This window comes from Microbacterium sp. Clip185 (assembly GCF_028743715.1).
Taxonomy (GTDB): Bacteria; Actinomycetota; Actinomycetes; order Actinomycetales; family Microbacteriaceae; genus Microbacterium.
Genome location: NZ_CP117996.1, coordinates 107,752 through 129,131 on the forward strand (window position 1 = coordinate 107,752; position 21,380 = coordinate 129,131).

Annotated in this window: 22 protein-coding genes; 10 read left to right on the forward strand and 12 right to left on the reverse strand. The window is 68.0% G+C overall.

Annotated features, from left to right (window positions below; all coding sequences use genetic code 11):
• Positions 1-86 precede the first annotated feature (86 nt).
• The 7 genes from PQV94_RS00570 to PQV94_RS00600 all read left to right on the forward strand — a co-directional run bounded on the left by PQV94_RS00570 (position 87) and on the right by PQV94_RS00600 (position 6,182).
• Complete coding sequence (locus tag PQV94_RS00570; protein WP_274286875.1) at positions 87-1,127, forward strand: aldo/keto reductase; 1,041 nt, start codon at positions 87-89, stop codon at positions 1,125-1,127.
• Positions 1,128-1,198: 71 nt separating this feature from the next.
• Positions 1,199-1,486: a hypothetical protein gene (locus PQV94_RS00575; protein ID WP_274286876.1), complete on the forward strand. Its 288-nt coding sequence runs from the start codon at positions 1,199-1,201 to the stop codon at positions 1,484-1,486.
• Positions 1,483-2,376 carry an ROK family protein gene (locus PQV94_RS00580; protein WP_274286877.1) on the forward strand — a complete coding sequence of 298 codons (894 nt, stop codon included), beginning with the start codon at positions 1,483-1,485 and terminating at the stop codon, positions 2,374-2,376. Before PQV94_RS00575 ends, PQV94_RS00580 begins: the two co-directional genes overlap by 4 nt.
• Before the next feature lie 190 nt (positions 2,377-2,566).
• On the forward strand, positions 2,567-3,931 hold the full coding sequence (locus tag PQV94_RS00585) for an ABC transporter substrate-binding protein (protein ID WP_274286878.1): 1,365 nt from the start codon (positions 2,567-2,569) through the stop codon (positions 3,929-3,931).
• Between the two features lie 16 nt (positions 3,932-3,947).
• Positions 3,948-4,937, forward strand: coding sequence for a carbohydrate ABC transporter permease (locus PQV94_RS00590; protein ID WP_274286879.1), 990 nt, complete (start codon positions 3,948-3,950; stop codon positions 4,935-4,937).
• On the forward strand, positions 4,924-5,841 hold the full coding sequence (locus tag PQV94_RS00595) for a carbohydrate ABC transporter permease (protein ID WP_274286880.1): 918 nt from the start codon (positions 4,924-4,926) through the stop codon (positions 5,839-5,841). The genes PQV94_RS00590 and PQV94_RS00595 overlap by 14 nt, the downstream gene beginning before the upstream one ends.
• Positions 5,838-6,182, forward strand: a complete 345-nt coding sequence (locus tag PQV94_RS00600) for an L-rhamnose mutarotase (RefSeq protein WP_274286881.1) — start codon at positions 5,838-5,840, stop codon at positions 6,180-6,182. The genes PQV94_RS00595 and PQV94_RS00600 overlap by 4 nt, the downstream gene beginning before the upstream one ends.
• 54 nt (positions 6,183-6,236) lie before the next feature.
• Here the strand turns inward: PQV94_RS00600 and PQV94_RS00605 are convergent, their stop codons facing one another.
• The 11 genes from PQV94_RS00605 to PQV94_RS00655 form a co-directional block, all read right to left on the reverse strand.
• Positions 6,237-7,001: a FadR/GntR family transcriptional regulator gene (locus tag PQV94_RS00605; RefSeq protein WP_274286882.1), complete on the reverse strand. Its 765-nt coding sequence runs from the start codon at positions 6,999-7,001 to the stop codon at positions 6,237-6,239.
• Positions 7,002-7,010: 9 nt separating this feature from the next.
• The gene (locus PQV94_RS00610) at positions 7,011-8,189 is read right to left on the reverse strand and encodes a mandelate racemase/muconate lactonizing enzyme family protein (protein ID WP_274286883.1); all 1,179 of its coding nucleotides are present in this window, start codon (positions 8,187-8,189) and stop codon (positions 7,011-7,013) included.
• A 55-nt stretch (positions 8,190-8,244) separates the two neighbouring features.
• Positions 8,245-8,997 carry an SDR family NAD(P)-dependent oxidoreductase gene (locus PQV94_RS00615; protein ID WP_274286884.1) on the reverse strand — a complete coding sequence of 251 codons (753 nt, stop codon included), beginning with the start codon at positions 8,995-8,997 and terminating at the stop codon, positions 8,245-8,247.
• Entirely contained in the window at positions 8,994-9,845 is an 852-nt protein-coding gene (locus PQV94_RS00620) for a fumarylacetoacetate hydrolase family protein (protein WP_274286885.1), read from the reverse strand. Before PQV94_RS00620 ends, PQV94_RS00615 begins: the two co-directional genes overlap by 4 nt.
• Positions 9,846-9,877: 32 nt before the next feature.
• Positions 9,878-10,834 (reverse strand): sugar kinase, encoded by a 957-nt coding sequence (locus PQV94_RS00625; RefSeq protein WP_274286886.1) that lies wholly within the window; start codon positions 10,832-10,834, stop codon positions 9,878-9,880.
• A complete protein-coding gene (locus PQV94_RS00630) occupies positions 10,831-11,478 on the reverse strand; it encodes a bifunctional 4-hydroxy-2-oxoglutarate aldolase/2-dehydro-3-deoxy-phosphogluconate aldolase (protein ID WP_274286887.1) in 648 nt (215 codons plus the stop codon). Before PQV94_RS00630 ends, PQV94_RS00625 begins: the two co-directional genes overlap by 4 nt.
• The gene (locus PQV94_RS00635) at positions 11,475-12,233 is read right to left on the reverse strand and encodes an SDR family oxidoreductase (RefSeq protein ID WP_274286888.1); all 759 of its coding nucleotides are present in this window, start codon (positions 12,231-12,233) and stop codon (positions 11,475-11,477) included. Before PQV94_RS00635 ends, PQV94_RS00630 begins: the two co-directional genes overlap by 4 nt.
• On the reverse strand, positions 12,230-13,255 hold the full coding sequence (locus PQV94_RS00640) for a zinc-dependent alcohol dehydrogenase (RefSeq protein ID WP_274286889.1): 1,026 nt from the start codon (positions 13,253-13,255) through the stop codon (positions 12,230-12,232). Before PQV94_RS00640 ends, PQV94_RS00635 begins: the two co-directional genes overlap by 4 nt.
• A complete protein-coding gene (locus PQV94_RS00645; RefSeq protein WP_274286890.1) occupies positions 13,252-14,124 on the reverse strand; it encodes an amidohydrolase family protein in 873 nt (290 codons plus the stop codon). Before PQV94_RS00645 ends, PQV94_RS00640 begins: the two co-directional genes overlap by 4 nt.
• Positions 14,121-15,080, reverse strand: coding sequence for an aldo/keto reductase (locus PQV94_RS00650; protein WP_274286891.1), 960 nt, complete (start codon positions 15,078-15,080; stop codon positions 14,121-14,123). Before PQV94_RS00650 ends, PQV94_RS00645 begins: the two co-directional genes overlap by 4 nt.
• Before the next feature lie 109 nt (positions 15,081-15,189).
• Positions 15,190-16,116, reverse strand: coding sequence for a DUF368 domain-containing protein (locus PQV94_RS00655; RefSeq protein ID WP_274286892.1), 927 nt, complete (start codon positions 16,114-16,116; stop codon positions 15,190-15,192).
• An 88-nt stretch (positions 16,117-16,204) separates the two neighbouring features.
• On the opposite strand from PQV94_RS00655, the gene PQV94_RS00660 reads away from it, so the two are divergent.
• The 3 genes from PQV94_RS00660 to PQV94_RS00670 all read left to right on the forward strand — a co-directional run bounded on the left by PQV94_RS00660 (position 16,205) and on the right by PQV94_RS00670 (position 19,611).
• Positions 16,205-17,722: an SDR family NAD(P)-dependent oxidoreductase gene (locus PQV94_RS00660; protein ID WP_274286893.1), complete on the forward strand. Its 1,518-nt coding sequence runs from the start codon at positions 16,205-16,207 to the stop codon at positions 17,720-17,722.
• A 472-nt stretch (positions 17,723-18,194) separates the two neighbouring features.
• Complete coding sequence (locus tag PQV94_RS00665) at positions 18,195-18,977, forward strand: hypothetical protein (RefSeq protein ID WP_274286894.1); 783 nt, start codon at positions 18,195-18,197, stop codon at positions 18,975-18,977.
• Between the two features lie 169 nt (positions 18,978-19,146).
• Entirely contained in the window at positions 19,147-19,611 is a 465-nt protein-coding gene (locus tag PQV94_RS00670) for a hypothetical protein (RefSeq protein ID WP_274286895.1), read from the forward strand.
• A 249-nt stretch (positions 19,612-19,860) separates the two neighbouring features.
• Here the strand turns inward: PQV94_RS00670 and PQV94_RS00675 are convergent, their stop codons facing one another.
• Positions 19,861-20,901, reverse strand: a complete 1,041-nt coding sequence (locus tag PQV94_RS00675) for a GTP pyrophosphokinase (RefSeq protein WP_274286896.1) — start codon at positions 20,899-20,901, stop codon at positions 19,861-19,863.
• Positions 20,902-21,380: the final 479 nt, after the last annotated feature.

Here is a 21,380-nt window from a genome sequence, read left to right on the forward strand (position 1 = left end):
AGACGAAACGTGCCGGCGGCGGGCCGCGTGTCCAGCGGGTGTGGCAGGCTTGCGAACTGCACCCCTTTCCCTCCCGAAGGATCGTCATGCCCATCGCCGCCGATGACCCCCGCTTGCTGTCCCCGTACATCGCGAAGGCGACCCGCTACGACGACGTGCCGTTCGCTCGCGCCGGCGCCAGCGGGGTGCGTCTTCCCCGTGTCTCGCTGGGGTTGTGGCAGAACTTCGGTCGCGGCCGCTCGATCGAGACGCAGCGCGAGATCCTCCTCCACGCGGTCGATCGCGGCATCGTGCACATCGACCTCGCCAACAACTACGGCCCGCCCTACGGCGCCGCCGAGACGACGTTCGGCACCGTGCTGGAGAGCGATCTGCGGCGCTATCGCGACGAGCTGTTCCTCACGACGAAGGCCGGCTACGACATGTGGCCCGGACCCTACGGCGACGGCGGGTCGCGCAAGTACCTGATGCGTTCGCTCGAGCAGAGCCTCACGCGGATGCGCACCGACTACGTCGACGTGTTCTACTCCCACCGCGTCGACCCCGAGACTCCTCTCGAAGAGACCATGCAGGCGCTCGTCGACATCGTGCGCAGCGGCAAGGCGCTGTATGTCGGCATCTCCAACTACCCGGCCGAGCTCACGCGTCGCGCCCACGCCCTGCTGGCCGCCGAGGGTGTGCGCCTGCTCGTGCACCAGCCCCGGTACTCGCTGTTCGACCGCACCCCCGAGGCCGAGCTCTTTCCCGCGCTGCGCGAGCTGCAGGTGGGCAGTGCGGTCTTCTCGCCGCTGGCGCAGGGGCTGCTGACCGCCAAGTACCTCGACGGCAGTGTCCCGGCCGACTCGCGTGCCGCCGACAGTCACTTCCTCAACAGCAGCGCGCTCACCGACGACTACCTGCGCCGTATCCGGGGCATCGACGGCGTCGCGAAGGATGCGGGACTGTCGATTCCGCAGCTCGCGGTCGCCTGGGTGCTGCGCGACGAGGTCGTCACCACGGCGATCATCGGCGCCTCGCGCCCGGGTCAGATCGATGACGCCATCGCCGCGAGCAAGGCGGAGCTCTCGCCCGAGGTCGTCGCTGCGCTCGACGAGTTCGCCGCGCCCGTCGGCGGCGCGGTCAACTGACGCGGGTAGCGTTCGACGCGGGTTCACCCGCGGGCACGTCGCCCGCGGCAGGATGGGACGCGGAGGCAGGAATGTCGCGAAACGACCAGAAGAAGCTTGCTCAGCACCGGCGGATCGCCGAGTTGCTCGAGACCGAGCCGATCTACGTGATCACCCGAGCGCTGCAGAACGTGCCGCGCAAGCGCGAGATGGCCGAGGGTGGCGCGCGCGCGGCCGTCGAGCGGTGGAATGCGCTCCTTCGCACGCACGACGTCGACGGTCTGCGGCAGGCGCTCCTCGGTGACGACGACGAGAGCCGCACGATGCGCAACAACTCCGTGTTCGGCGGGGTCGTGTCCCGCGAGGAGGACGCGGCGTGAGCCGGCTGCTCGTCGGCATCGAGACGGGTGGCACGAAGATCGTCTGCGCGGCGGCGCCGGAGGGCGATCCTCGCCGCATCCTGACCCGCACCTCGGTCGCGACCGGTGAGCCGGACACGACGCTCGCGGCGGTCGGGGACTTCATCCGGTCGCTCGACGACGAGATCGCCGGTGTCGGGATCGCGGCCTTCGGTCCGCTGGATCTCGACCAGGCTTCGCCGACCTACGGATCGATCACCTCGACCCCGAAGGCGGGGTGGGACGGCGTCGACGTGCTGGGCCGCATCCGTGCCGCTGCCGCCGGCGCTCCCGCCCGCATCACGACCGACGTCACCGGCGCCGCCCTCGGGGAGCTGCAGTGGGGTGCCGCGCAAGGCGCGAGCGATGTCGCCTACGTCACCGTCGGCACCGGCGTGGGGGCCGGGCTCATCGCCGCAGGTCGTGTGCTGGTGGGCACCGGCTGGCCCGAGATCGCTCACCTCCCCGTCGCACGGCACCCCGACGACACCTTCGCCGGCATCTGCCGCTTCCACGGCGACTGCCTCGAAGGCGTTGCGTCGGGGCCTGCCGTCCGTGCGCGCAACGGCGTCGACACCCAGCAGCTGGATGCGGCCGCCCGCGCGAAGAGCAATGAGATCACCGCGTTCTACCTCGCCCAGCTCGCCGCCACGCTGTACTTCACACTGGGCATCGAACTGATCGTCTTCGGTGGCGGCGTGCTCAAGACGCCCGGGTTGATCGAGGCTCTGCAGGAGGCCGCCGCGGTGCGCGTGGGTCCCGCCGGGGCGCGCGGCTCGTCGCGGAATCTGGCCATCGCCCGCACCGAGCTCGACGGCGAGGCGGGGCTCTACGGCTCTCTCCTGCTCGCCGAGCAGGCCGCCGCGGGCTGAGCCCCCGCATCCGTCGCGCACGATGAACGCCCCGCCCGATTCGGGCGGGGCGTTCTCGACGTACGCGGAAGCCCTGCTTTCTCACGGTCGGACGTCGTTCGTTGCGATTAGGTGAGATGTATGATGTACTAGCTCCCGCCGTCACACGACGGCCCTGTCGTCAAAGACGCCGACCAGAAAAGGACGCGCAATGGCTTCACAGCACCGACGCTCTCGTCTCCTGACCCGCTCCCTCGCCCTGACCGTGGGATTCGCCGCCGTTGCGGCGCTGACTGCCTGCTCCGGTGGAACCGATGGCGGAGGCGGATCCGAGTACGGCTTCGACGCCGCCGAACAGGACGCGAGCGCTCCCATCACCGTGTGGGTCGACTCCTCCCGCGAACCGATCGCCAACGCGTTCAAGGCCGCCAACCCCGACCTCACGGTCAACATCGAGACCTACGATGGCAACTCCGGCGGGAGCGACTCGTTCAAGACGAAGATCGCGCTCTTCGACCAGTCCGACTCCGGCTGGCCGGACGTCGTCTTCTCGACGCAGCAGAACGACACCTCGTGGGCGAGCAAGTCCAACAACGGCGGTCAGCCCTTCGCGGCCGTCCTGAACAAGGGTCTTCTCTCCGACGACTTCCTCAGCGGCTTCACCAAGGGCGCCAACGACCCGATGACGGTCGACGGCAATGTCTACGGCGTGCGCAACGACCTCGCTCCCGTCGTCTACTGGTACAACGACGCGCTGATGAAGCAGTTCGGCTACGAGATCCCGAAGACGTGGGAGGACTACCAGGCGCTCAGCGACAAGGTCGCGGCCGAGCACCCCGGCTACATCCTCGGCTCGGTGGGCGACTCGTTCCAGGGTCCCTACATCTACTACTGGGGCTCCGAGGCGCCGATCTTCCAGGTCGACGGCGACACCTTCACGAGCAACTTCTCCGACCCGAACTCCGAGAAGGCCACCAAGCTCATCGACCACATGCTCGCGAACAAGACACTGGTCAACGACAGCGTCTTCGGCGCCGACTTCGTGCAGAAGTACAGCGACAAGGTGCTCGGCATGCCGGGACCTGCCTGGTACTCCGGCGCTCTGTTCCAGAACAAGGACAGCCTCAACGCCGCCACGGGCACCATCGGCGCCGCAGCGCCCCTCTACTGGGACGGCTCGGACAAGGTGACCGGCAACGTCGGCGGTGGCGTCTGGTACGGCTCGAGCCACTCCAAGAACCTCGCGGCCGTCGCGAAGTTCCTCGAGTACGTCACGAGCTCCGACGACGCCGTGAAGCTCGCCGCGGGTCTTCCGGCCTACCAGTCGGCCGCAGACAAGTGGCTCTCCGAGCAGTCGAGCTCCGGCTACTACGTGGGCGACTTCCAATCCGCGCTGTCCACCGCTGCCGGTAGCGTGTGGAACGGTTGGGGCTACCCGTCGTTCAGCGCTGAGACGGCCTACGCCTCGATCGTGGTCCCGGGTATCGCCGCAGGCAAGAGCCAGTCCGACCTGGTGGATGCGCTCCAGAAGGAGTACCAGAACCAGGCGCAGGTGCAGGGCTACACCGTCAAGTAATTCCCGTTCCACGCGGATGCTGCCGCATCCGCCGCGAGCAAAGGAAGACATCATCGTCACCTCGGTCACCGCTCCCGTCGCCGCTTCCGCCTCTTCTGAGGCGGGGCGGCGGCGGGAGCCCCGTTCTCCCGCCCGTCGCCGACCCGATCACTCGCAGAGTCGTATCGGCTACGTGTTCGTCTCCGGCTACACCGTTCTGCTGCTGGCGTTCGGCATCTTCCCGACGCTCTACGCGGTGTATCTGTCCTTCACGAAGGACGGCGCCTTCGCCGGTGTGCAGAACTTCGTGAAGGTCTTCGCCGACTACCGGTTCCTCCCGGCCGTCATGCACGTCGGCGTCTACCTGGTCTTCTATCTGATCTCGCTGCTCGTGTTCGTCGTGCTGCTGGCGCTGCTGGTGCACGGGGTCGGACGGCGCTGGCTCTCCAGCAGCTACCGCTTCGTCTACTACATCCCCGGGGCGCTCGCCGGTGCCTCGAGCGTCATGCTGTGGCTGTTCCTCCTCGACCCCACCGTCAGCCCGGTCGCGTTCGTGCTGCGCTGGTTCGGGTTCGAGAACTTCGTGCAGACCGTCTCGGTCGACAACCTGCCGATCATCTTCACGATCATCGCGTTCTGGACCGGGGCGGGTGGATGGATCGTGATCATGTACGGCGCGTTGAACAACATCTCGGCGGACGTGCTCGAAGCCGCGCGCATCGACGGCGCGGGTCCGGTGAAGACCGCCATCCACATCCAGATCCCGCTGCTGCGCAAGTGGATCTCCTACATGGCGATCATGTCGTTGGCGGCCGGTACCCAGCTCTTCGTCGAGCCCCGTGTGCTTTCGCAGGCGTCGAAGGGCGTCGTGCCCCCGGACTACTCCATCAACCAGCTCGCGTACCTGTACGCGTTCCGCCAGGGCGATTTCAACGGCTCGGCCGCGATCTCCCTCCTGCTGCTGCTCGTCGCGGGCGCACTGTCGGCGGTCTTCGTCTTCCGAGGAGGACTCTTTGAGCGCGACTAGCATCGACACGCGTGTGCGCCGAGCGCGCTCAGCGATCTCGCCGGCGCAGTGGATGGGTAAGGCGCTCGTCGCGGTCGTCCTGATCTTCTTCGTGCTGTTCTTCGTGGTGCCCATCGTCTGGCTGCTGCTGGCGCCGACGAAGACGCCCAGGGAGCTCCTGGTGGACGGCCCGTTCAGCTTCGGCGGCTTCGACACGCTCGCCGCCAACTGGAACGATCTCATGCAGTTCCAGAACGGCATCGTGTGGACGTGGATCGGCAACTCGGTGCTGTACACGGGCGTTGCGCTGATCGTCACGCTCATCGTGACGATCCCCGCCGGCTATGCTCTGGCGCTCACCGAGTTCAAGCTGCGCAAGACGCTCCTCATCGTCACGCTGATCGTCATGCTCATTCCGAGCACCGCGCTGGTGCTGCCCGTCTTCCTGGAGATGTCGGCGGTGAAGCTCGTCGGCAACCCACTCGCGGTGATCCTGCCGTTCTCGTTCTTCCCGTTCGGCGTGTACCTCACCTACATCTACTTCTCGACCAGCGTGTCGAAGGATCTCCTGGATGCGGGGCGCATCGACGGCGCGGGGGAGTGGCGCGTGTTCGCGCGCATCGCGATGCCGTTGGCGACGCCCGTGATCGCCCTCGTGGGCTTTTTCAACCTCGTCGGCAACTGGAACAACTACTTCCTGCCGTTCGTGATGGCGCCGGGGCGCAAGTCGCCGATCCAGGTCGGCCTGGCGGAACTGCTGTCGAACGTGCCGCTGTTCAACCCGACGAGCGGGGCATCGATCACGATCTCCCTGCCGGTGCTCGCTTTGGCGACACTCGTGTCGGTCGCGCCGGTGCTCGTCATCTTCCTCTTCTCGCAGCGCTTCCTCGTGAGCGGGATGACGGCCGGAGGAACGAAGGAATGAGCACCCACGATCGGACCGTGCGCCGGTTCGGGATGGCGGCGCGTCTCGTGCCCGCCAAGCGCGAGGAGTACCTCGCCCTGCACGCCGAGGTCTGGCCGCAGGTGGAGGCGACCATCACGCAGTGCGGCATCCGCAACTTCACGATCTTCGTGCTCGACGACGTGATCCTCGGCTACTACGAGTACGTGGGCGACGACTACGAGGCCGACCAGGCGCTCATGGCTGAAGACCCCGTCACGCAGAAGTGGTGGTCGTACACCGCACCATGCCAGCTGCCCTTCCGCGAAGGATCGAGCTCCCCGAACTGGGAGCACTTCGCGGAGGTCTGGCACCAGGACTGACGGCGGGCGCGGGGCTTCTGGGGGGCGCCCCGCCCTCGTCGTCGCTGCGTCGTCTCAGGGCTGACGAGTCGTCGGCTGTCGCCGGCGCTGCCAAGCGTCGAGGATGTGGGCGCGCATCGCCGCCTCGGCGGCCGCCGCATCCCCCGCCTCGATCGCCTCGAGCACACGGCGATGCTCTTCGAGGGTCTGCTGGAACACGTCCTTGGACGGGTTCGTGGTGAAGCGCGCCGACTCGCGTGCCCGGGAGTAGAGGGTGCGCGTGATGCTCTCGGCGAGCGGGATGTGCGACTGCTGCATCACTGCGAGGTGGAACAGCATGTCGGCGTCGTTGTACTCGTCCTCGCGGTCGATCGTGTGCTCCATGCGCTCGAAGGCGCCGCGGAGCTCGGCCAGCTCGTCGTCGGTCCGGCGTGCTGCCGTGGCGGCCGCCATCGCACCCTCGAGCGAGCCGCGGACGATCGCGAGGTCGTCGAGCACGCCCAGCGATGCGTCGTTTTCGAGCATCACCTGCAGCACGACCGGGTCGAGCACGTTCCACGACTCGCGCGTGCGCACGGTGGTGCCGCTGCCCTGGACGACGGCGACCAGCCCCTTCTCCTCGATGCGCTTGATCGACTCGCGGATGACGGTGCGGCTCACACCGAAGTGGGCGCTCAGCTCCGTCTCGATCGGGAGCATGGCGCCTTCGGCGATCTCGCCGGTGATGATGGCGGTGACGAGGTCGTGGACGACGGCGACACCCAGGCGTGACACCGGAGTACGCGCGGGGCCCCGATCGAAGACGCGCGCCGGAGTGCCGTTCGCGCGAAGATCATTCATCGCAACATTCTAGGCGTCGTGGGGCGCGAATGCGGGGCTGATCGCGGGCAGTTCCCGATCGAGGGTCAGTCCTGCTCGCGCCGGACGCACGTGGGGACCTGCGGCCTGCAGCCAGTCGCCCTCGTGCTGCACCGAGCGGATCGCCGTCTCATCGATGGAGAGCCCCGCTCCGGGGCGATCGCCGAGGACGATGCCGCCGTCTGCGTACTCCTCGTCGATGTCGACGCCGAAGGGTGCGCCGAGATCCTGCACCTCAGCGGTCAGGTGGTTCGGGATGGTGGCCGCCGCGTGCGCCACGGCGGGGTTGCTGGTCAGGCCCACCGGACTGATCGGGAGGTCCCGCGCGTGCGCGGCGTAGGCCAGGCGCAGGAAGTGGGTCACGCCCCAGACGGCGCCGGCCTGGACGACGTCCACGGCGCCCAGGTCGAAGAGGCTTCGGAACTGTTCGAGACCGGTGAGGTTCTCACCCGTCGCCACGGCGGCTTTGACCGACTGGGACAGGCGGGCGTGACCGTGCGCGTCCCAGCGGCGCAGTGGCTCCTCGATCCAGGCGAGATCCAGCTCCTGCTCGACGGCGGCGACGTACCGCACGGCCTGCTTGAGGTTCCAGGACTCGTTCGCGTCGAGCATGAGGGTGGGGTGGGACGAGTTGGGAGCCAGGGTGTCGCGGATGATGCGGAGCCGGCGCAGGTCGGCCTCGAGATCGCGACCGCCCTTGAGCTTTCCGCTGGCGAAACCGTGCTCGGCCATGACGGAGTAGAAGCGGGCGAGCTGCTCGTCGGTCAGGGCGATGTCGAGACCCGACGCATAACCCGGCACGAAGCGGTCGCTCGCGCCCAGGAGGCGCCAGAGGGGTTCCCCGACGAGCTTCGCCTTGATGTCCCACAGCGCCGCGTCGAGGGTCGCGATTCCGCCGAACGTGGCGCCGTTGTGGCCCGCCTTGAACACGTGGGCCAGCATCCGGTCGTAGAGCGCCGACACGCCTCGAGGGTCCTGCCCCTCCAGTGCGGGGAAGATGCGCTCGATGTCGTGGTCGGATCCGAGGGCCACGCCGTCGACGCCCTCATCCGTCTCGACGATGACGATGGACACCTCGGTGATCCCGGAGGCGATGTAGCCGTTGACGTCGCCGACGGGCCGCCCCCAATCTCGGTGGGTGCGAATCGTGCGGTAGCCCGTGATTTTCATATCGTCCTTGACATTTCTGGGACCGTGACCTGCCATAGAGCATACATCATATGAACTATGAACGGGTGCGAAGATGCGTCACGCCGCCGTCGACCTCGAGGGCTGTTCCCGTCGTCGATCCCGAGCGCGGGCTCGCGAGATACGCGATCGCGCCCGCCACCTCTTCGGGGGTCACCATCCGTCCCGTGGCCTGGCGGGCATCGAGCGCCGCGCGTTCGGCGACCGGATCGTCGAACTGCTGGAGCATCCTCTCGACGAACGGCGTCGACACGGTTCCGGGGCTCACGCAGTTCACCCGCACGCCCTCGGCGACGTGATCCGTGGCCATGGCGTAGGTCAGCGACAGGACGGCACCCTTCGAGGCGTTGTACACGGCACGACGCGGCAGGCCGTTGAGGGCTCCGATGGAGCAGACGTTGACGATCGCGGCGTGCGCGGAACGCCGCAGGTGCACGAGTGCCGCGGCGCTCGCCCTCGCGGTCCCGCGCACATTGATGTCGAGCACGCGCTCCCAGTCCTCCTCGGTCGCCTCCTCGACGGTGCCGACGCAGCTGACGCCCGCACTGTTGACGAGGATGTCGAGGCCGCCGAAGCGATCGACGATCCTGGCGAGGGCCTGCTCGAGCGACGCGCGGTCCCGGACGTCGGTACGCACACCTTCCAGCGGCGCCGGCAGGGCGTCGACGTGGAGATCGAGCACGACGACGCGCGCCCCCTGCTCGGAGAGTGCGATCGCGGACGCCAGACCGATCCCCGACGCGCCGCCGGTGACCGCGGCCACCAGGCCGTCGAACTCCCCGGTGCTCATGCCGCCACCATCCGCTGCCGGGCACGTCCGAGCCCCTCGATCTCCAACTCGACCTCGTCACCCGTCCGCAGGTAGGGGTGATCAGGCAGACCCAGGGCGACGCCGGCGGGCGTTCCGGTGTTGATCAGGTCTCCGGGGCGCAGAACCATGAACTGCGAGAGGTACCAGATGACGTGAGCGACCGAGAAGATCTGCTGCGCGGTCGATCCGTTCTGGCGCAGTTGCCCGTTGACCCACAGTCGCAGCGCGAGGGACTGCGGGTCGGGGACATCGGCGGCGGGGACGATGATCGGACCGAGCGGATTGAAGGTCTCGCAGCTCTTGCCCTTGTCCCACTGGCCGCCGCGTTCCAGTTGGAACTCCCGCTCCGACACGTCGTGGGAGACGACGTAACCGGCGACGTGGCCGAGGGCTTCGTCGGGGGAGCGCAGGTAGCGCGCGGTCGAGCCGACGACGACGCCCAGCTCGACCTCCCAGTCGGTCTTCTCGGAACCGCGCGGGATGAGGATGTCGTCGAACGGGCCGACGATCGTGCTGGGGTCCTTCATGAACACGACGGGCTCGGCGGGAACCGCGGCGCCGGTCTCTGCGGCGTGATCGTGGTAGTTGAGACCGACGCACACGATCTTGCCGGGCTGGGCGAGAGGCGCACCGACGCGGAGGCTCTGCCATCCCGCGGCCACGCTCAGCTCGCCCTTCGCGGCGGCCCGACGGGCGGACGCGATACCGTCGGCGGCGAAGAAGTGCGCGTCGATGTCGGTCGTGATCGGACGCAGATCGAGCGGAACGCCGTCGTGCCACAGAACGGGGATCTCCTGGCCCACCGGGCCCAGTCTCGCGAGGCTCATGCTCTTCCTTTACTCGTTCGCGGGGTCGGCGGTCAGCGGATGACCACGTCGTCGATGCGGACCGCGAGATCCTCCTCGCGGGCTGCTCCCTGCCAGTCGCTGGGATGGAGGCATGCCCAGGCGCCGCAACGCGTCGCGATGCGCAGGCTCTCGTCGGTCGACAGCCCTCGGGCGCGTCCCGCGAGGAACCCCGCCGCGAAGGCGTCTCCGGCGCCGACCGTGTCGACGGGGACGATGCGTTCGGCGGGCACCTGGTAGACGGTGCCGTCGATACCGGCGACACACCCGCGACTGCCGAGCGTCACGATGACGTCGGAGGGGCCCGACGCCGCGATGAGCGGCGGCAGGTCGTTGAGCGCGGCCGATCGAGCGGCGGGCGTCAGCATCCGCGCTTCCTCGTCGCTCGCGAACAGGATGTCCACGAAGGGGAGGAGTTCGTTGCACACGCTGCGCGCCGTGCTCATGCTCCAGAGCTTCGCCCGGTGGTTCACCGCGAACGAGACGATCACGCCCTGCGCCCGGGCGCGCCGGACCGCCTCGAAGACGGCCTCGCGTGCGCGGAGGGAGATGGCCAGGGTCACCCCCGTGACGTGGAGCACGTCGTAGGCCGCGAAATCCACTCGATCCAAGTCGGCGACGTCCAACCTGCTGCCCGCGCTGCCCGAGCGGTAGTAGTTGACGACGGTCGCGCCGGCGCGGGGCGTCGACTTCAGCATCAGGCCGGTCGGGGCGGACTCGTCGGTGACCGCCACGACGTCCACGCCCTCGGAGCGCAGGTCGGCGACGACCCGTCGGCCCAGTGCGTCATGTCCGACGCGTCCGAGCCAGGTCACCGGCACGCCCAGCCGCGAGAGTCCGATCGCGGTGTTGCCCTCAGCCCCGCCGGTGTCGACGGATGCGGTGGCGAGGCGCTCGAATCCGCCGAGCGCGTCGCCACGGATGAGGCCCATGCTCTCGCCGAACGTCAGCACCCGCTTCGGTGTCGTCATGCGCTGCTCCTGGCCTCGTCGTGGAGCTCTCGGCACTCACGTGCCAGCTCGCGGATCGCGGCGAAGTCGCCCGCGGCGATCGCGGCCCGCGGCGCCATCCAGCTGCCGCTGACGGCGAAGACCGTGGGGCGCTCGAGGTACGCGGCGGCGTTCTGCGGTGAGACGCCGCCGCTGGGGAGGATCCTCATGTCGGGGAAGGGCCCCGCGAGCGCATCCACATAGGAGGGGCCGCCGAACGCGCCCGCCGGGAAGAGCTTCACGTGGGTGTGGCCGCCCTCGCGCGCGCGCTGCAGCTCGGTCGCCGTCGCGACGCCGGGAACGGCGGCGATTCCGCGTGCGCGTGCGCGGTCGTCGACGACTGGTGAGAAGCCGGGGGAGACGAGGAAGCCCGCGCCGGCGTCGGTGACCGCGTCGACCTGTGCCGCGTCGAGCACGGTGCCCGCACCCGCGAGGAAGCCCTCGACCTGGGCCGCTTCGCGCAGCGCGCCGAGGCCGGCGGGTGTGCGCAGCGTGAACTCCGCGCAGCCGATGCCGCCGGAGAGCAGCGCTTCGGCCAGTGCAGCGCCGTGGTGCGCGTCGTCGAGCACGACGACCGGGACGATACCGATGCGCTCGAGCTCGGCCACCGCATCCGTCGTCGTCATCTCCCGAGCCAGCCCCCGTCGACCGGCAGGGTGATGCCGTCGACGTAGTCCGAGGCGCGGGAGGCGAGGAACACCGTGGCGCCGGCGAGGTCGTCGGGCCGCCCCCAGCGGGCGGCGGGAATGCGCTCGAGAATCGCGGCCGAGCGGTCGGGGTCGTCGCGCAACGCCTGCGTGTTGTCGGTCGCGATGTAGCCGGGGGCGATCGCGTTGACGTTGACGCCGTGCGCCGACCACTCGTTCGAGAGCGCCTTGGTGAGCCCGGCGATGCCGGATTTGGCGGCCGTGTAGCCGGGTACGTTGATGCCGCCCTGGAAGCTCAGCAGCGATGCGGTGAAGATGATCTTCCCCCGCCCGCGGGCGAGCATCTGCCCGCCGATCGCCTGGGCGAGCGCGAATGGCGCGGACAGATTGATCTGCAGCACGCGGTCCCAGGACGAGAGCGGATGCTGGGCGGCCGGTGCGCGTTCGATGGTGCCGGCGTTGTTGACGAGGATGTCGATGTGCCGGGCGGCGAGCGAGCGGGCGAGCGCGTCGACGGCGAGCGGGTCGGAGAAGTCGCACGCGATCCCCTCGAACCGGCGGCCGAGCGCCGTGACCGCACGCTCGATCTCGCTGCCCGACGACGCCTGCGACGCGCTGACGCCGATGATGTCGGCGCCGGCCTCGGCCAGGGCCAGTGCCATGGCCGATCCGATTCCGCGGCGTGCGCCGGTCACGACGGCGGTGAGCCCGGTGAGGTCGAACAGCCCGCTCACTGTGCGCCCGCCACATCCACGAGGATCTTCATCGCACGACCGGACTCCAGCTCCGCGAACGCCGCGGGTGCTTCGTCGAGCGAGACGATGCGGCTGATGAGGCGGTCGGCCGGGATGACGCCGGCGGCGATGAGCTCGACGGCGGTCTCGAAGTCGGCGCGCTGGTAGACGCGAGCGCCGAGGATGCGCAACTCGCGCCAGAACACGCGCTGCAGGTCGAGCGGGCGGGGCGTGGGGTGGATGGCGACCACGACGATCGTGCCACGTACCTTCGCCAGATCGGTGGCGCCCAGCACGGCCTGCGCCGCGCCGGAGACCTCGAACACGACGTCGGCACCGGCTCCGCCGGTCCACTCGTCGACAGCATCCTTCTGGGCGCGCTCGCGCGGGTCGAGGGTGGCGAATCCGAGGTCGGCGGTCTGCGCGCGCCTCTTCTCGTCGAGCTCGATGACGAGGACGTCGGCCCCGAAGTGGCGAGCCACCGTGGCGATCAGCAGACCGATCGGGCCGCCGCCGATGACGACCGCCCGTTCTCCGGGAGTCAGCTCGCTGCGGCGGACGTCGTGGACGGCGACGGCGACGGGCTCGATGAGGGCGGCGTGGTCGAGCGGCGTGCCGGCGGGAATGCGCACGAGCGTGCGTTCGGGCACGTTCCACAGCTGCTGGAGCGATCCGGGTGAGTCGATGCCGATGAAGTCGAGGTTCTGGCAGATGTGCTGATTGCCCGCGAGGCAGGCGGGGCAGGTGCCGTCCCAGTCCAGCGGCATCACGGTGACCGCGTCGCCGACCTGCCAGTCGGTCACGCCCTCGCCGACGGCCGACACCGTGCCGCTCATCTCGTGCCCGAAGACGAGTGGGGTGCGTACGCGCTGATCCATGCTGCCGTGCACGATGTGCAGGTCGGTGCCGCAGAGTCCCGTGTAGGCGACCGCGATCTGCACGTCACCCGCGATGGGGGGTGTGGCTGTGAGCTGCTGTGTGGGGCTGACGGTGCCGTTGCCCTCGTACACGAGGCCGTTCATGCGGTCGTCCTTTCCGAGTGGATGCGGGAGAAGCGGTAGAAGTTCGTGGCGGTGCCGGACAGCACGGCGGCGCGTTCGGTGGCGCCCCAGCCGTCGAGGATGTCGAGCAGCGCGCGGTGCACCCGTGCGTGTCCGCCCGCCCGCTCGACGATGGGCCAGTCGCTGCCGTACATGAGCCGATCGGCGCCGAACACCGCGGCGGCATGCTCGACGAACGGGCGGACGTCGTCGACCCCCCAGGCGCGCGCGTCGCCGATGGGCGGATACAGACCCGACACCTTCGCGTGCACGAGGGGATGCGCGGCCGCCGCTGCGAGAAGCTCGCGCCAGGCCGCCCGTTCGGAGGGGCTGCCGCCGATGGGAGGCTTGCCCAAGTGGTCGATGACGATGCGCAACGTCGGGTGGCGCTCGACGATGCCGGGGATCTCGGCCAGGGTGCCGGCCGAGCCCGTGACGAAGTCGAGGCTGAGCCCCGCGTCAGCGAGCAGGCCCAGTGAGGCGCGCTGCGCGGGTTGCGACAACCACCCGGGCTCGCGTTCGTGGATGAGGTTGCGCACGCCCACGAGGAGCGGATCCTCGATGAACATCGCGAGGCCCTCCTCGACGGCGTCCGGATCGTCCAGCGGCAGCCAGCCCACGATCGCGGCGACGCGGTCTGGGTGATGCGCGGCCTCGACACGCATCACCGCGGTGTCGTCGGCGTTGTCCGCGGCCTGCACGAGCACGACGCGGGCAACTCCCGCCCGGTCGAGATCCGGTGCGATGTCGTCGATCAGCAGCGTGCGATTCAGCGGATGCAGGTCCTCCGTGAGCCAGGGGTAGGGCGCGCGGCTCGGGTCCCAGACGTGCAGGTGGGCGTCGACGATCATGCGGACTCCAGTTCGTTCCACGCCGCTTCGGAGATCGCGGTCTCGTACCGGTCGACGGTTCCGTCCACCTGTGCGGCGGTCCGCATCCCGATGACCACCGAGGCGACGGCGTCGTCGCGCAGCGGGTACTGGACCGCGGCGTCCGGCAGGGTGACGCCGTGGCGCTCCGCGATCGCGGCGAGACGACGTGCGCGGGCGAGCACGCCGGCGGGAGCGGGGCCGTAGTCGTAGGTGGCGTCGTCGCGGACGACCGCGTTGCTCAGCAGGCCGGAGTTGTACACGGCGGCGGAGACGACCGAGATGCCCCGCTCGTGTGCGAGTGGCAGCAGCCGCTCCTGTGCGGTGCGGTCGAACAGCGTGTCGCGACCGGCGACCATCACGACATCGATGTCGCACTCCTCGATGAAGCGCACGAGCATCGCGGTCTGGTTCATCCCGGCACCGATCGCGCTGACCACGCCCTGATCCCGCAGCTCGATGAGGGCCTCGACGCCGCTCGTGGAGGCCGTGTCCCAGTGCTCGTCGGGGTCGTGCAGGTAGACGATGTCGACGCGGTCCAGCCCGAGGCGGTCGAGGCTCCCCTCGAGCGAGCGCAGGATGCCGTCGCGCGAGAAGTCCCATTCGCGACGGTGGGTGGCGGGAGCCATGAAGCCGTTGTCGTCGTCGAGGATGCCGGCGGCGGCGCGGTCGGGGGTCGGGATGAGAGCGCGGCCGACCTTGGTGGAGACGACGAAGTCCTCCCGACGCCGGCCCTGCAGGGCGTGACCGAGGCGCTTCTCGGAGAGGCCGACGCCGTAGTGCGGGGCGGTGTCGAAGTACCGGATGCCGCGCGCCCAGGCCGTGTCGACCGCGCCCGATGCTTCGTCGTCGGTCGTCACGCGATAGAGGTTGCCCAGTTGCGCCGCACCGAACCCCACGTCGGATACGGTCAGCCCACCGATCGTCCGCTGATGCATGAAACCCCTTCGTCCGCGAATGATCATACATCTTATGTAGCTATGTGCACATGATGAATCGCGCCAGAGCCCGAAGTGCCGGGTCCTCTGGGTTTCGTAGCCGGGCCGGTTACGCGGAGCGCTGCGCTCGCCGGTCGAGGGTCAGCTGCATCGCCACGACCGCCAGCACGACGGCGGCGCCGGCCACGGTCAGCAGCATGGGTCCGAGGACGTCACCCGTCGGCGCGGTGGCGGCACCCGCCGCATCCTGCCAGGGCCAGAGAGCCCGGAGGGAGCCCAGCATGAGGCCGGTCATGATCGCGAGCATCGCCGTGTGGAAGCGGGCGAGCAGCATCCGCAGGATGTTGACGAACAGGCTGAGGCCGACGATCGCGCCGACGGCGAAGGCGAGGATGTAGGGCACGTTGCGCTCGTTCAGGGCGACGAGCGTCGTCTCGTAGAGGCCGAACACGAGAAGCAGGAAGGCGCCCGACAGGCCGGGGAGCACGAGAGCGCAGACGGCGACGGATGCGGCGAGGGCGACGATCACGAGCGGCGGATCCTCGAGATTTCCCGACGGCAGGCCGGTGAGGAGGAAGGCGGCGCCGGCAGCGAGGAGGATGAGCACGGCGGTGCGCCATGTCCAGTCGCGACCCAGCATCCGGATCGGGATGAGCAGGGACGCGGCGATCATGCCGCCGAACACCGCGCGGGTCTCGGTCGGGAACTCCTGCACGAGCGGGGCGAGGAGCTTCGCGCCGAGCACGACCGCGAGCACCATTCCCAGGAGCACCGGTACGACCACCGCCCAGCGCACGGCGCGGAAGTGGGATGCGGCGCGGGCCAGACCCTTGCGGCGGAAGACATCGGTCAGCGCAAGCGTGCCGCGCACGACGTGGCTGGCCGCTTCGATGAGCGTCGCGTAGACGCCTACGATGAGGGCGACCGTGCCGCCGCTGACCCCCGGAACCACCTCCACCGCGCCGATCAGCGTGCCGCGGACGAGATCCACGGCGGGTCGGAGGGGTGAGCGTCGGTCGGCAAGGGTGTCGGCCATGCCTCCCTACGCTACGGGAGGGGCCTGTGAGGGGCCACTCGGGCAGGATGGAACCGTACCCCCATCACGCGGCGAAAGGCGGGCCGCCATGGCTGACGACGAGACTCCGGTCTATCCCGAGGAGCCCTGGTATCTCGGAGGCTCGCTCGACGTCTCCGTCTTCCTCGTGCCGGAGCACGAGCTTCCCGCGTTCGCGATGCCGCGGGGCCGTCGCCCGCTGATGGTGGGTCGCCGGGTCGTGGTGGGCGTCGCGTCGGTGCGGTACGTGCCCGGAGGCGTGTTGGCCTACGACGAGTTGCTCGTCGCGATCCCCACCCTCGGTGCGGGCGGCGCGGCGGTGACGATCCCGCAGATCTGGGTGAACAGCGACACGTCGCGTCGGGGCGGGCGGGAGCTGTGGGGAATCCCCAAGGAGCTCGCCGACTTCGGCCGGTCCGGCTCCGTGACGACGATGCGCGTCGCCGGGAGGGACGTCGTGAGCGTGCGAGCCCGCCGCGGGTCGCCCCTGTCGCCGGGGATGCGGCAGGTTCCGCTGCCCGTGGTGCAGGTGCTCGACGGCGTGCGCACGCGCTCGGTGAATCGCGTCATCTCGAAGGTGTCGGGATTGCGGACGTCGTGGCGCTTCGCCGCCGACGGGCCGCTCGCATACCTGCGCGGTCGGCGACCGATCATGAACATCGCGCTGCACGACGGATCCGTCGTGTTCGGGATGGATGTCGAGCGGAGCCCCGAGAGTGCGGATGCCGCGCATCCCGTCGATCGTGGTGTCGCCGTCGTCACCGGCGGTGCGCGGGGGATCGGCTATCAGGTGGCGCAGGATCTGGGCGCGGCGGGCTACACCGTCGTGATCGGCGATCTCGACGAGGCCGAGACGGTGGCCGCGGCGGAGAAGCTGGGCCGCGGCGCCGTCGGCCTCCGGCTGGACATCACCGACGCCGACCTCGTCTCCGCGGTGGTGGACCGCATCGAGACGGAGGTCGGTCCGATCGCGGTGTGGGTGAACAACGCGGGCATCATGCCGACGGGGCGGTTCGCCGAGCAGGATGCGGATGTGGCCCAGAAGACGATCGACGTCGACTACTCGGCGCTCGTGCGCACCACATCCGCCGTGCTGCCGCGGATGATGGCGCGACACAGCGGCACGATCGTGAACCTCGCCAGCGCCACGGGGCTGAAGCCGCTCGCCGGTCTCGCCGTCTACTCCGGCGCGAAGGCCGCGGTCATCGGATTCAGCGACGCCCTGCGGCGAGAGCTGCGCGGCACGGGCGTGGACGTGCACGTCGTCCTCCCGAACCTCGTTTCGACGCCGATGGGCGCGGGCATCACGCCGCCGAAGGTCTCGCCTGCCGTGACCCCGCAACAGGTGAGCCGAGCGGTGGTCGACCTGATCGGTTCGTCGCGCTTCGCTGTCACGGTGCCGCGGGTGCTGAGTCCGGTGCTCCGCTTCTCCCGGCTCCTGCCGACGGCGGTGCAGGACTGGCTGGACGACGTGATCGGCACCGACCGCATCGGCCTCGGCGGCGATCCCGCGGTGCGTGCCCGGTACCTCCGCGAGGTGGATCAGCGGTTGGGGCGAGCTGCGCCGGTGGTGCGGCCCACGCAGTGACAGGTACGCCCGCTGGACTGGCGTGAGCCCGGCCGGCTAGCTCCGTAAGCGGTGGGAGTCTGTGACCCCCACCCAAACCATTGGCGTCGCTGATGCAACCGCGCGGAGATGATCTGTGTGTTACGAGTGCATGGGCGATGTACGGTTTCGTCATGAGTACACCGGGAACTGGAACCACGAAGTCGAACGGGTTGTATAGCCTCCTCAGCATCGAGTTGTCTGAGAGACCCGAGCCGCCGAGTCCGTCGACGACACTCACTGCGACTATCGAGACGGTGGACAATGACCGAGCATTGTCGGTCGTGCTTCACGGAACCGGTCTGCCTCTTCCGTGAGACAGCCGTTAGTCGTTGGGGAGCGGAACGATCCCCACGTTGTGGCTGTGCTTGAGCATATGCATATCGAGCCTATTGTCCTGGACGCGGCAAGTTTAGGCAGTGGGACCTTCAGCTGGTGTCGGGGTCGGCTTCTGATGGGCGACGCAGAGATCGCACTCAGCGCTCGAGAAGCGGGCACGCGGGGATGGGTTAGGCGTGTTGCGCCAGCTGACTGGCTCATCGGAGTCCAGGCGGAGTCGCTGGACGCAGCAGTGCGCGGGTCATGGCTGACACTTATCGGCGCTCTGCTGCGGTCGCCGGGGCTGGAGTGGTTAACCAGGATCGACGACATCTCAGCGGCGGAGAACAAACTGGTTCTCGACGCGGCTGCTCGGAGACTCGGTCTCGCCACGCCCGTCACGCTCGTGACGAATGATCCGAGTCTCGTGCGATCGGAACTCGGGGGAGTAGTCTCAGCCAAGCCTCTCGGTCCAGGCCATTATTTCACCGGAGACCGCGCTTTCAATGTGTTTGCGACGGAAGTGTCCACATCGGACCTTGATCATGCTGCCTTGGCGCAGGCGCCTTTCCTTCTGCAGGAGCGGCTGCACGCACGGGTGCACCACCGAGTTGTAGTTGTCGATGGCCAGGTGTGGGGGGCGTCGTTGGATGCGACCAATCTCCCGCTCGACTGGCGCTCGGAGCCAAGAGCTCATCGATCGTTCGTGGCGAACGCGATCCCTCGCGATCTGGCGGTGGCAGCTGTGGCTCTCGCGGCCGAACTCCGCCTGGGGTACTCCAGCCAGGATTGGATCGAAACAGACTCGACGTTCGCGGTGCTTGATGTGAACCCAGGGGGTCAGTGGATGTTTCTCCCCGAGCCGTTGGGCGATGAGGTGGCCAGCGCGATCGCACGATGGCTGAGCCATGGTTCATGAGCACGATGGCTGAGCGATGATGAATGAGTCCGGACGCGGCGCTATGGGCCGATGGTGGTCAAGTGTCCAGCTCGAATGGGCCGTCTACTTTTGGCACGTTCTTGCACTCATTCGCCCAGGGAGGGACGTGCCGTCCTTCGGAGCGCACACGCAGCAGGAAGCTCCCGATATGGACGGCTGGCGGGATGCCGACTACGAATTGCTGATTACTCAGGGGCGCGCCCAGATAGCCCGGCAGAGAAGTGACTTGGAACAGATCAGATCTCGGGCCCAGTTTCTCTTCACGACGACCTTGGCGGCGATCGCGTTGGCGATGGCCGCACTCCCTCATGTTGCAGGTAGTTTGAGCGCATTTCTCGTGTGGACAGTTGCTGTACTAGCTATAGGTATCTCCGCCCTTGGCGCTGCCGCGGTTGTTGTTGTGCGTAAGGACTTCATGGACATCGATACCGCGCGGGTGGCGCTTCAATACTCGCCCGTGAACGTAGCTGTGGCGAAAGCCTATGCGCAGTCAGTCTCGACGGGCGAAAACACCGTTGCGACTCAGATCACTAATCTACGTAACGCGGTTCTCGCGCTGCTGCTTGGAGTGATCTTGTTGGGCATAGGGTGGGTTCTCGGGATTGAAGTATGACCGTGATCTCTCAGCTTCGTGCGCCCCATCGAGTGCGCCATTCGGCTCGCTGTGAGAAGTTTGAGTGGGCATCGGGTAATGGCGTTCGCGAACCAGTAACGACGCGCGCTGATTGTCGCAGGCCCCGTATTGGGTAGATCGACGACGAGTCCCTCGCTGCAGTCGTGGGTGGTCTCCGGACGATAGTTCGAGGGCGTCGGAACGTGCGAATCGTCTTCCGCGTTTGCTCTGCTCACGATAGCCACTACGTCAGCCGTGGCTATCTTTGTAGGCTGCATGGTGTATCTCGAGGAACTGGATGCGAACAGTCGAGTCTCCGAGCGACCCAACCGACTCGAGTTCGTTGTATCGTTCGTTCGCCACGAGCTCGTGTAGGTAAAGGTAGAAGAGGCTGATCCCGGCAGGCAGTCTCTTGAAGTGACCGTTATCGTCCAGGTCCTCGTCCTCGTCGATGTTCTTGACATCGGCTGGGTTCATTAGCCATCCTGCAGCGAATCGAGTGAGCTGAGCTTCTTCCTTCTCTAGGGCTGCGATAACCGCGCTGGTATTCGTCAACCCGACGTCGAGGAGTTCTTCCGCTCTCGCGTCCGCATAGATTCCGCTAGGTGTGTGGTCAATGACCGCGCCAGTGCGCGCGGCGATGTCACGATCGGCTCGCGCAATCGAGCCATCTGACGCGATGAGCGCCTGGATCGAGTCGCGGTCAACCGGGACCACATCTCCGTCGGCGACCTGACGGCTGACCTGCTCCACATGATCGGCCACCTGTTGGCTTATGCCGTCAAATTCCGCATCGGCCAGTTCCAACAGTCCGGCGAGCCGCGCGAATCTTCGCTTCAAGTGAGCGGGAATTCCCGAAGAGGATTTGTAGCCGAGGTCGTGCTCAATCTCAGCCCAAGCGTGTTGGAGAACTGAACGTATCTGGATTTCCATCGGGAAGCCTGCGAAGGGCGCCCACTCTGCGAGCGCCCCACGATTGCTGCCAATTTGACCGACGAGGTGGTATGACAGGTACCCAAAGCGATCCGGGTCGAGTGAGTCGACCTTGTCCAGTGAGCGTGCCGGGTCAATCTCGAACTCGCTGGTGAGCAGGCGCTGAACCTTCTCGACGTCACTGGCGAGGTAACACACGACCCGAACGCCTAGGAAGTCATGAAGATCGGCAAAGTCGGAATAGCGGCTAGCGCTCCTAGCCACCTTCGCGCGGGCGCTGTCTTCCGCTTTGACTCTGTACGACACCGCGAGTACTTGTATCCCGTTGCGGCCCAACAGGTCTTCGATGAGCTGCATGACCCGGGGACCGTAGATTCTTGGGATGGAGGCGTACGAGTCGTATTCCGCTGAGGGCCGGTCGTCAACGTTCACTCGAACAAACTACGCTCCTCGGATCACGAGGGGCCATCGCGATGGACGCGTTCAGTAGATCAAATCGTCGGTGTGTTTCTGGGCCGCTCCTCCTCCCGCTGGGCGGCCGGGGAGCCTCTGCGCCGTGCGCGGCGCCTCTGGCGGCGGGTCGACCCATAGTTCGGTTCACTCTGCCGTCCCGCGTCGTCGCGTCGCAATCTGTCACCACTGGCTCGCGACGACCGCTGCCGCCGCGACCGCGACGATGAACGCGGGAGGGCGGCGGGGTCAAGCGACATAGGTCGGATCGTATCCCTGTCGTCCGGCGCGACGAACGTCGATGTCGGAGCCCCCGCCTAACATCAAAACAAGCGATACGGCACGGGCTCAGAGGGTGACCAGGTGTCGCTGCTACATTGAGTCGA

Coding starts and splice junctions, on each gene's coding strand:
- PQV94_RS00570 (WP_274286875.1), top strand. CDS start 87: ATGCCCATCGCCGCCGATGACCCCCGCTTGCTGTCCCCGTACATCGCG.
- PQV94_RS00575 (WP_274286876.1), top strand. CDS start 1,199: ATGTCGCGAAACGACCAGAAGAAGCTTGCTCAGCACCGGCGGATCGCC.
- PQV94_RS00585 (WP_274286878.1), top strand. CDS start 2,567: ATGGCTTCACAGCACCGACGCTCTCGTCTCCTGACCCGCTCCCTCGCC.
- PQV94_RS00590 (WP_274286879.1), top strand. CDS start 3,948: ATGCTGCCGCATCCGCCGCGAGCAAAGGAAGACATCATCGTCACCTCG.
- PQV94_RS00600 (WP_274286881.1), top strand. CDS start 5,838: ATGAGCACCCACGATCGGACCGTGCGCCGGTTCGGGATGGCGGCGCGT.
- PQV94_RS00605 (WP_274286882.1), bottom strand. CDS start 7,001: ATGAATGATCTTCGCGCGAACGGCACTCCGGCGCGCGTCTTCGATCGG.
- PQV94_RS00610 (WP_274286883.1), bottom strand. CDS start 8,189: ATGAAAATCACGGGCTACCGCACGATTCGCACCCACCGAGATTGGGGG.
- PQV94_RS00615 (WP_274286884.1), bottom strand. CDS start 8,997: ATGAGCACCGGGGAGTTCGACGGCCTGGTGGCCGCGGTCACCGGCGGC.
- PQV94_RS00620 (WP_274286885.1), bottom strand. CDS start 9,845: ATGAGCCTCGCGAGACTGGGCCCGGTGGGCCAGGAGATCCCCGTTCTG.
- PQV94_RS00625 (WP_274286886.1), bottom strand. CDS start 10,834: ATGACGACACCGAAGCGGGTGCTGACGTTCGGCGAGAGCATGGGCCTC.
- PQV94_RS00630 (WP_274286887.1), bottom strand. CDS start 11,478: ATGACGACGACGGATGCGGTGGCCGAGCTCGAGCGCATCGGTATCGTC.
- PQV94_RS00640 (WP_274286889.1), bottom strand. CDS start 13,255: ATGAACGGCCTCGTGTACGAGGGCAACGGCACCGTCAGCCCCACACAG.
- PQV94_RS00645 (WP_274286890.1), bottom strand. CDS start 14,124: ATGATCGTCGACGCCCACCTGCACGTCTGGGACCCGAGCCGCGCGCCC.
- PQV94_RS00650 (WP_274286891.1), bottom strand. CDS start 15,080: ATGCATCAGCGGACGATCGGTGGGCTGACCGTATCCGACGTGGGGTTC.
- PQV94_RS00655 (WP_274286892.1), bottom strand. CDS start 16,116: ATGGCCGACACCCTTGCCGACCGACGCTCACCCCTCCGACCCGCCGTG.
- PQV94_RS00660 (WP_274286893.1), top strand. CDS start 16,205: ATGGCTGACGACGAGACTCCGGTCTATCCCGAGGAGCCCTGGTATCTC.
- PQV94_RS00665 (WP_274286894.1), top strand. CDS start 18,195: ATGGGCGACGCAGAGATCGCACTCAGCGCTCGAGAAGCGGGCACGCGG.
- PQV94_RS00670 (WP_274286895.1), top strand. CDS start 19,147: ATGGACGGCTGGCGGGATGCCGACTACGAATTGCTGATTACTCAGGGG.
- PQV94_RS00675 (WP_274286896.1), bottom strand. CDS start 20,901: ATGCAGCTCATCGAAGACCTGTTGGGCCGCAACGGGATACAAGTACTC.